The sequence below is a fragment of the Pseudogemmobacter humi genome, assembly GCF_900609055.1.
Lineage (GTDB): Bacteria > Pseudomonadota > Alphaproteobacteria > Rhodobacterales > Rhodobacteraceae > Pseudogemmobacter > Pseudogemmobacter humi.
Genome location: NZ_UXAW01000050.1, coordinates 1 through 9,343, shown reverse-complemented (window position 1 = coordinate 9,343; position 9,343 = coordinate 1). Strand labels below are relative to the sequence as shown.

The 9,343-nt window shown below is 64.0% G+C and carries 5 protein-coding genes; 4 read left to right on the top strand and 1 reads right to left on the bottom strand.

The genetic code is table 11. The features are described from left to right. The first annotated feature begins 1,024 nt into the window (after positions 1-1,024). The gene (locus XINFAN_RS06255; RefSeq protein ID WP_435530856.1) at positions 1,025-2,041 is read left to right on the top strand and encodes a TAXI family TRAP transporter solute-binding subunit; all 1,017 of its coding nucleotides are present in this window, start codon (positions 1,025-1,027) and stop codon (positions 2,039-2,041) included. Between the two features lie 101 nt (positions 2,042-2,142). Beyond that, positions 2,143-4,266, top strand: a complete 2,124-nt coding sequence (locus XINFAN_RS06250) for a TRAP transporter permease (RefSeq protein ID WP_124085634.1) — start codon at positions 2,143-2,145, stop codon at positions 4,264-4,266. A 103-nt stretch (positions 4,267-4,369) separates the two neighbouring features. Here XINFAN_RS06250 and XINFAN_RS06245 read toward each other — a convergent pair whose 3' ends face one another. Continuing rightward, complete coding sequence (locus tag XINFAN_RS06245; protein ID WP_124085633.1) at positions 4,370-5,758, bottom strand: PAS domain-containing protein; 1,389 nt, start codon at positions 5,756-5,758, stop codon at positions 4,370-4,372. 803 nt (positions 5,759-6,561) lie between these two features. Here XINFAN_RS06245 and XINFAN_RS06240 point away from each other — a divergent pair. Together XINFAN_RS06240 and XINFAN_RS06235 are read left to right on the top strand one after the other, a co-directional pair. Continuing rightward, a complete protein-coding gene (locus XINFAN_RS06240) occupies positions 6,562-8,769 on the top strand; it encodes an oxidoreductase (RefSeq protein WP_124085632.1) in 2,208 nt (735 codons plus the stop codon). A gap of 115 nt (positions 8,770-8,884) precedes the next feature. Further along, entirely contained in the window at positions 8,885-9,241 is a 357-nt protein-coding gene (locus tag XINFAN_RS06235) for a cupin domain-containing protein (RefSeq protein WP_124085631.1), read from the top strand. Positions 9,242-9,343: the final 102 nt, after the last annotated feature.

The window sequence follows — 9,343 nt, the reverse complement described above, 5'->3', positions numbered from 1 at the left end:
GAAATTCGTTGTAAGGATGGGATGCCATCACTAAAGTATGTATAGAACGTGATTATGGCTGTATGTCAATCACCACCCCCCGGTCTGCTCTGCCCGCACGGCGGCGGAGGGTGCGGATTTGTGACGATATTTTCGGAAAATCCGCCGGGACCGCCCCGGGCCGCAGCCCTGAAACCGCGATTTCGTGTCTCTCGCCAAAAGCAACACAACAAATGGAAACACACCCGCGATAGTGTTTTTGCAAAATGGAAACAGTGAACAGGGCCCGGCCGGGCATCCCGAAGCCGCAACTGCGATCATTGCAGGAGGACGGCCTCCTGCTCGCCGGAATCAACCGCACCGGGATCAGGTCGCCGTGGCGGATCCCGGGTGGCCTCGCGCGCTGATTGGCCAGACGGTCGGACGGTGTCGCAGAAGCCGGACGGGGGCCGGACATCTCCCTTTCCCGGCTGTCATGCCAGGCGTTCCGGCCCGACAATGTCCGGCGCATTGAAGCGGCTCATGCGGAACAGGTGGACCTGTGCCGATGGTTTCGCCATAGGTTCGGGAGGGCCTGCGACCCGGCGCGGATCCCTGCTTCGGCGGTCCGGATCGCGGGAAGCGATGCGTTCCCCGAACGCCCCGAGGCCCCTCATCCGATCACCCGGAAACACAATCGCAGGGCGCCCGATCCCCCGGATCAAACGCCAATCCCGCATCAGGCCGGTGTCCGCAAGTTTCTGCCCGATCCCCCGGGCCCCAGATCAATCTGTTGCCGGGAATGCATTTTTTCAAACCTATGACTTGATTTGCAATATCGCGTTGGTCATCCTGTCCTCAAGGCGGGTCCCGGGTTCTGCGGGATGCAGAGTTGCGGTGCCGGGGATCTCATATGTCCCGGCGCCAGAGGGATGCGACAATTGTCAGGGTGCGGGCGGGCCCGGCTTTGACAGATGCGAAACCCTGCCTGTCAGCTGACGATGTAATCCGCAAGGCGGTGCGCCCAACAAGATAAAACGCAACAACAGCCAGGAGACCAGATTCCATGATGACCAGATTTGTCAGCCTGACGGCGGCCGCCGTGATGGCGATCGGCGCCACTGCCGCTTCGGCTCAGGAAATGCAGTTCTTCCGCATCGCCACCGGCGGCACCGCGGGCACCTATTTCCCCATCGGCGGCCTGCTGGCCAATGCCATCTCAAACCCGCCCGGATCGCGCGCCTGCGAAGACGGCGGCGCCTGCGGCGCACCGGGCCTTGTCGCCACGGCCATCGCCTCGAACGGCTCGGTCGCCAATGTGAACGGCATCAGCGGCGGCACCATTGAATCCGGTTTCTCGCAATCGGATGTGGCCTATTGGGCCTGGACCGGCACCGGCGTCTGGGAAGGCCAGCCCGCGGTCGAGGAACTGCGCGCCATCGCCAATCTCTATCCTGAATCGATCCACCTCGTCGCCCGCGCCGACGCGGGGATCGCAACCGTGGCCGATCTTGCGGGCAAGAAGGTCTCGCTCGACGAGCCGGGCTCTGGCACGCTGGTCGATGCGCGGCTGATCCTTGCGGCCTGGGGCCTGAGCGAATCCGACATCACCCCGGAATATCTGAAGCCGAACCAGGCCGCCGATCTGATGCGCGACGGCCATATGGACGCCTTCTTCTTCGTCGGCGGCTTCCCGGCCGGGGCCATCGCCGAACTCGCCACCTCGATGAACATCACGCTGGTGCCGCTTGCGGGCGCCGAGGCCGAGGCCGTGATCGGCGAATACGGCTTCTTCGCCGCGAATACGGTGCCGGCCGGCACCTATAACGGCCTCGACGAGGATGTCGTCACCCTGGCCGTCGGCGCGCAATGGATCACCAGTGCGAACCAGCCCGAAGAACTGGTTTATGAGATCACCCGCGCGCTGTGGAACGAGAATTCGCGCCGCCTGCTGGATTCCGGTCATGCCAAGGGCCGCGAAATCACCCTGGAAACCGCGCTCGACGGCGTGGGGATCCCGCTGCACCCCGGCGCCGCCCGCTTCTACGCTGAGGCCGGGCTTGAGGTTCCGGCGGCGGAATAAGCCGAAAGCGTAAACCGGGCGGGAGCGGGTGCCAGAGCGCGCTCCCGCCTTTTGTTTCAGGTGCCTGCCACGGTGCGGCAGCGGAGAGTCGAGGCATATCTATGGCGGATACCCCCAAGCCCCCACCCGAGGACGAGGCGCGCGCGCCCGCCCCCCCGCAGACCGGCACCGGCCTGGCCGAGCCCGAGGTCAACGAACTGGGCGAGCGCAAGATCCTCAGCAATGAGGAGGTTCTGGAGCTTGAGGAGAAATTCGACCCCGAGGTCCGGTTCCGCCCCCTCGGCAAGACCGCCGGCATCATCGCGGCGGTCGCGCTTTTCGCGCTGTCGGTCTTTCATTACTACACCGCCGGTTTCGGGCTGTTGCGCGAAGTCACCCACCGCGCGGTGCATATGTCCTTCGTGCTGTCGCTGATCTTCCTCGTCTTCGGCGCGCGCAAGGCGAATTACCGGCTCTGCCCGGCCTCGGCCCTGCGGCCGGCGGGGATCCCGCTCTACGACTGGATCCTGATGGCGATCGCGGCGGTGACGACGCTTTACGTCCCCTGGGTGTTCTCGGAGCTGGCCTTCCGCGTCGGGAACCCCTCGACGCTCGACCTGGCGATGGGGACCGGGCTGATCGTGGTGCTGCTGGAGGCGACGCGGCGGGCGATGGGATGGCCCCTGCCGGTCATCGCGGTGATCATGATCCTTTATGCGATGTATGGCCGCCATATGCCGGGGCTGCTGGTCCATCCGGGGGCAAGCTGGGCCTCGGTGGTCAATCACCTCTATCTGACCTCGCAGGGCATCTACGGGCTGCCGGTCGGCGTGGTCGCGACCTATGTGTTCCATTTCGTGCTGTTTGGCGTGCTGGCGACCCGGATGGGGCTGGGCCAGCTTTTCATCGACGGCGCGACCGCGATTGCCGGGCGGCTTTCCGGCGGCCCGGCCAAGGTCTCGGTGGTGTCCTCGGCGATGATGGGCACGATCACCGGATCCTCCATCGCCAATGCGGTGACGACCGGGGCGCTGACCATCCCGGCGATGATGCGGGTCGGCTACAGCCGCCATTTCGCCGCCGCGGTCGAGGCCGCCGCCTCGGCCGGAGGCCAGATCACGCCGCCGATCATGGGCGCCGCCGCCTTCCTGATGATCGAATTCCTCGGCATTCCCTACACCCATATCATGGTCGCCGCGCTGGTTCCGGCCTTCATGCATTTCTTCGGCGTGCTGATGCAGGTGCATTTCGAGGCGCGGCGCCGCGGCCTGCGCGGCCTGACCAAAGAGGAAATGCCGCAGATCTGGAAGGTGCTGAAGCGCGACTGGCCGACGCTGATCCCGCTTTTCGTGCTGGTGGGCGTGCTGATGAACGGCAACACGCCCTATCTGGCGGCGTTCTGGGGCATCACGCTCTGCGTCGTCATCGGTCTGGTCAATCCCGCGAACCGGATCACCATATCGGATGTCTTCGTGGCTTTCGTGACCGGGGCGAAATACGCGCTGGCCGTGGGGGCCGCCGCGGCGACCGTCGGGATCATCATCGGTATCTTCACCCTGACCGGCGTGTCGTTCAAGGTTTCCTACATCGTGACCCAGACCGCCTCGGACTGGGCGGGGGCGATCATCGGCGTGATCCCCTTCGGCATCATGACCATCGACGGGCTGACCCTGTTCATCACCCTGCTGCTGACCGCGGTGGTCTGCATCGTCATGGGCACCGGCGTGCCGACCACGGCGAACTACCTGATCATGGTGACGGTGGCCGCGCCGATCCTCGCCATGCTGGGCGTGCAGGGGATCGTCGCGCATTTCTTCGTGTTCTACTACGGGATCCTGGCCGATATCACGCCGCCGGTGGCGCTTGCGGCCTATGCGACGGCGGGGATCGCCAATGCCAACCCGTTCTCGACCGGGCTGACCGCCTTCCGGCTGTCGATGGGCAAGGCGCTGGTGCCCTTCGTCTTCGTGTTCTCGCCCTCGATGCTGATCATGGTCGAGAATTTCACCTGGGGCGAGTTCGCGCTGGCGGTCTATGGCTGCACTCTGGGCATCGTCGCTTTGTCGGCGGCTTTCTCGGATTACATGACCGACCGGCTGTTCGGCTGGGAACGCTGGGTGCTGGCGCTGACGGCTTTCCTGCTGATCGCGCCCGAGCTTTACACCACCCTGATCGGCACGGGGATCTTCGCCGTGATCTGGTTGCGGCCGGTGGTCTGGCGCAAACATGGCGGTGTGCTGACTTAGGCGATCGCTCGCGGGCCCTGGGCGTCAGGGGAGTTCCGGGAACGGTTGGCCTGCTCTGCGCAAAGCCCGCCTTGCGCATTTGATGGCGCAGGCAGCGGGTCGGTCAGGGCGGACCCCGGCCGGGCAGAAGTTTGCGGAAGCCGTCGACGATCTCGTCTTCGCCATCCTCGGCAATGACCGTGATGAACCCCTCCAGCGCCAGGATTTCCCCGGCGCTGGAAATCACGCCCTTGCCCTGTTCCCAGACCCATCTGATCTGCCCGGAGCGGGTGACGATGCGGTAGATCAGCTGGAATTTCCGGTGCAAAGCCACCTGGTGGCGCACGAATTCCCAGGCGGCGGCCCGGTCGTCGGGATGCACGATCCCGATATAGGAAAGCCCCGAGCCGCCGACGATCTCGTAGGGCTCGTAGCCGGTTACATCGAGACATCCGTCGCTGGCGAAGTCGAAGCTCCAGTTGCGGTCATTCTTGCAGCGATAGAGCATGCCGGGAACATTGCTCAGAAGCATGCTCAGCGAGCGCCGGTGCTCGCGCAGGCTGGCTTCGGTGCGTTTCATCCGGCTGATGTCGGTAAGGGTGCCGGCCACGCCGCCCCATTCGCCTGCGGGCGACGACATCGGCCTTGCGCGCAGCTCCATCCAGCACGAGGCTCCGTTCTGCGCGGTGAGACGGGCTTCGATATGGCAACTGCCGCGCTGACCGCGCGCAAGAGCGGTGAGTTGCGCCCCGGCCAGCGGCCGGTCCTCGGGATGTATGAAATCCGTCAGCGGCTGGCCGAGGCTGTCGTCGGGCGCATGATCGAGCAGCGCCGCCCAGGAAGCGTTGAGGAAGACCAGCCGGCCCTCCGCATCGATCCTGAAGACGATTTCTTCGATCCGATTGATCAGAAGACGGTTGTCGTCATCCTCGGCGGCGGAATCCGCGGGGGCGCTGTGTGGCCCGGGCAGGGCCAGAAGCAGGCTGAACCCGGTCGTGTCCGACCCGGGCTCCTCTGGATCGCGCAGCGGGGTCAGCGACATTCGGGCCGGTCCATCGGCCCTGTCGGCCGGCAGGATCCGCAGGATCACCGAAGCGTCGGGGCACCGGCTGCCGTCGGCGATGGCTGCCGTCGCCGCTGCGAGCGCAGGGCCATCGGCGGGATCCACCAGGTCCGACACCGGCAGGCCGGTTATCCGCCCGCCAAGACCCTGCGGCGCAAAGCCCCGGAGAAACGCCTCGTTGGCGGCAACGATGGCCGCGTTCCGGTCGAGAACGGCTGCGGCTGCGGTCAGATCGCGCAGAACCTCGCCCGCCCATCCGCCGCCGGAGTCTTTTCGCGCCCCGCCGGAGGGGCGGCTGACGACGGCCAGAAGGACGGCCGGGAACGCCAGCGCAAGGGTGGCGAGACCGGCCATCTGCCACCCGGGCGGACCTTCGGCGTCCCACCAGGCGGCGAGGACGATGAGGAAGGTGATGGTCAGAACCGCCGTGCAGAAAACCTCAGGACGCATGATGCTGGCTCGCGGATATTCTGCCGGTCAATTCTGCTTTGCCCCGGCCCGGGATGTAAACGCGGCGGATGCGCGCGGCCTCGCCGGTCTGAGCGACCACCTCCACCATTGCCTGTCTGATACCGCTCAGCGAGGCCCGACGGGTCGTTGCTGCCTGGCGGACCATTCCAGAAACTTTCGCACGGGAGCATATGCCAGCTTCACCGGAGCGGATATCTCTCTATGGCTGCCTCCAATGGATTCGAGGGATCATTGCCGCGCCGATATATTCCCGTGCCATGTGATGTCGCCTGAAAGAAAATCCCGGCTCGGCACCGTGCGAAAACTGATCCGAAGCAGAACCTGCTTCGGTGTGAATTTTATTCCCGAAGTATCCGCTTGCGTTGAAACAGCGCTTACTCGTTTTTGCATTCAGCATTAAACAGCAAAGACCATGAGTCCGTCCATCACCCAAAGAGATTACTCCTTTTGGCGTAGAGATCGGATGAGACAACGTTGTCGGATGCGGCATATACCGCAACCATATAATTGAAAATAAATACATTTCAGACACACAGCACAGACTGGATTTGCACGATACTTCCCGTTGTCAAATCCCTCACCGCCACCAAAGCCCGCGCTTCATCGGCAATAACGGGGTGTCAGGCCGGCGCAATGCGGATCGCTCTTCTCCGAAAGCGCCGGCCCTACTCCGAAAGGAGTAATGTTTTTGGGGAATGGACGCCCGTTTCGGCTTTGATACGATTTTCAGCCGGGGCTGAGAATGCAGGCCACGTTACCCAATCATCCGGGAGGAGACGGTTATGACCAGGGATCCAAGATTCGACATTCTTTTCACGCCGGTTAAACTCGGCCCGAAAACGATACGCAACAGATTTTATCAGGTTCCGCATTGCAACGGGGCGGGAACCAATTATCCCGGGATGAACATGGCCCATCGCGGCGTCAAGGCCGAGGGCGGCTGGGGCGCCGTCAATACTGAGCAATGTTCGATCCACCCCGAGTCCGACGACACGCTGCGGATCACCGCGCGGATCTGGGACCAGGGCGATATGCGCAACCTGGGCGCGATGGTCGATCACGTCCACAGCCATGGCGCGCTTGCCGGATGCGAGCTGTGGTATGGTGGCCCCCATGCGCCGGGGCTGGAGACGCGCACGATCTCGCGCGGGCCCAGCCAGTATGCCTCGGAATTCGGCACCGTGCCCGGCTGCCCGGGGTTCACCTACAACCATGCCGCCGACAAGGACGAGCTGCACCGCCTTCAGCAGCAATATGTCGATGCCGCGCTGCGCGCCCGCGACACCGGATTCGATCTGGTCAATGTCTACGGCGCCCATGCCTACGGGCCAATGCAATGGCTGAACCCGTTCTACAACCGCCGCACCGACGAATATGGCGGCAGTTTCGAGAACCGGGCGCGGTTCTGGGTCGAGACGCTGGAGAAGATCCGCCGCGCGGTCGACAATGACGTGGCGCTGGTGACGCGCTGCGCGGTGGATACGCTTTACGGCGGCAAGGGTGTCGAACTGGGAGAGGACGGGCTGAGATTCATCGAAATGGCCTCGCCCTATCTCGACCTGTGGGATGTCAATATCGGCGACATCGCCGAATGGGGCGAGGACGCCGGCCCGTCGCGCTTCTACCCGATCGCGCATGAGAACGACTGGATCCGCCATATCAAACAGGCGACCAACAAGCCGGTCGTCGGTGTCGGGCGCTATTACGATCCCGAGAAGATGCTTCAGGTCGTCAGCGCGGGCATCGTCGATATCGTCGGCGCGGCGCGGCCCTCGATCGCCGACCCCTGGCTTCCGCGCAAGATCGACGAGGGGCGCGTCGACGACATCCGCACCTGCATCGGCTGCAACGTCTGCATCTCTCGCTGGGAGATGGGCGGCGTTCCCTTCATCTGCACCCAGAACGCGACCGCGGGCGAGGAATACCGCCGCGGCTGGCACCCCGAGAAGTTCGAGCCCGCGAAATCGGATAACGATATTCTGGTCGTGGGCGCGGGTCCGTCCGGTTCGGAATGCGCCCGGGTGCTGATGGAGCGCGGCTATACCGTCCACCTCGTGGACAAGGCCGAAAAGATCGGCGGCTATGTCAACGATGTGGCCACGCTGCCGGGGCTGGCGGAATGGAGCTTCCACCGCGACTACCGCGAGAATCAGCTTCAGAAACTGGTCAAAAAGAACAAGTCGGGCCAGATCGCGCTTGGCCAGAAGGCGATGACCGCCGACGATGTGCTGAGCTACGGCGCCTCGCGCGTCGTCATCGCCACCGGCGCACGCTGGAGCAGCACCGGCGTGAATTACAAGACCCACGACCCCATTCCGGGCGCCGATGCCGGCCTGCCCCATGTCCTGACGCCCGAGCAGGTCTTCGAGGGCAAGGCGGTCGGCAAGCGGGTGCTGATCGTGAACTACGATCCCTATTACATGGCCCCCAGCCTCGCCGAGAAATTCGCGCGCGCGGGTCATGAGGTGACGGTGGCCACCACCTGCGCCCTCGGCGCCTATATGGATTACACGCTGGAAGGGCCGAATATGCAGCGCCTGATCCACGAACTCGGCATCAACGTGATCGGCGAGACCGGCTGTTCCCGGATCGAGCCGGGCCGGGCGGAACTCTTCAACCTCTTCGGTGATGGCTACAAGCGCCAGTACAAGGGAACCGGCCAGTTGCCGCGCAAGGAAAACGACAGCCATTCCTGGCACGAATGCGACAGCGTGATCCTTGTGACGGGCCGGGTGTCGCAGGACGGGCTCTATCGCGAGCTGAAAGCGCGCAAGGACGAATGGGAGAAGAACGGGATCATCGACGTATTCGTCATCGGCGATGCGGAATCGCCCCGGCTGATGGCCGATGTGACCTTCGACGGCCACCGTCTCGCGCGCGAGATCGAGGACGAGGATCCGCAGCACCAGACTCCCTTCAAGCGTGAGCAGCGCGCCTGGGGCACGGCTTATGTTCCGGGGCAAAACCCGGATCTGGAGTGGCGGCTCTGAGCCTGGGCGGAGCCCGGCGCGAGGGTCTCTCTCGCCCCGGGCCCGACGCAATCGCAGGCGGGGCGGCGCATAGCCCCCCGCACAACATGAAAATCCATAAACGGGAGGAATGACGATGCTGGTGAATCTGTTTGGACCCTACAAGCACCCCAGATCGGAGCCGATCACCACCGATCTTGACGGCTGGACCCCGGTCGAGGGCGAGCCGACCATGAAGACCTGGATCGAGAACAAGACCGATGACGGCAAGTTCCTCACCGGCTTCTGGGAGGCCACGCCGGGAACCTATCGCGTCATCTACAAGGCCGACGAACTGATCCATTTCTTCGAGGGCAGAATGGCGCTGACCCCCGACGGCGGCGAGACGCGGATCTTCCAGGCCGGTGACAGTTTCCATATCGCCGAGGGTTTCACGGGAACCTGGAAAACCGAGGTGAAGATCCGCAAGATCTTCGCGATCAGGATCAAATAAGAACGGCGGCCCGTCTGCTTTTCTCAACAGGAGGGACAGATTTGAGTAATCATGAAGGATCTTCGGGCCGGCCGGAAGGCGGGCTGCATCGGGTGATCGGCT

Coding starts and splice junctions, on each gene's coding strand:
- XINFAN_RS06250 (WP_124085634.1), top strand. CDS start 2,143: ATGGCGGATACCCCCAAGCCCCCACCCGAGGACGAGGCGCGCGCGCCC.
- XINFAN_RS06235 (WP_124085631.1), top strand. CDS start 8,885: ATGCTGGTGAATCTGTTTGGACCCTACAAGCACCCCAGATCGGAGCCG.
- XINFAN_RS06240 (WP_124085632.1), top strand. CDS start 6,562: ATGACCAGGGATCCAAGATTCGACATTCTTTTCACGCCGGTTAAACTC.
- XINFAN_RS06245 (WP_124085633.1), bottom strand. CDS start 5,758: ATGCGTCCTGAGGTTTTCTGCACGGCGGTTCTGACCATCACCTTCCTC.
- XINFAN_RS06255 (WP_435530856.1), top strand. CDS start 1,025: ATGATGACCAGATTTGTCAGCCTGACGGCGGCCGCCGTGATGGCGATC.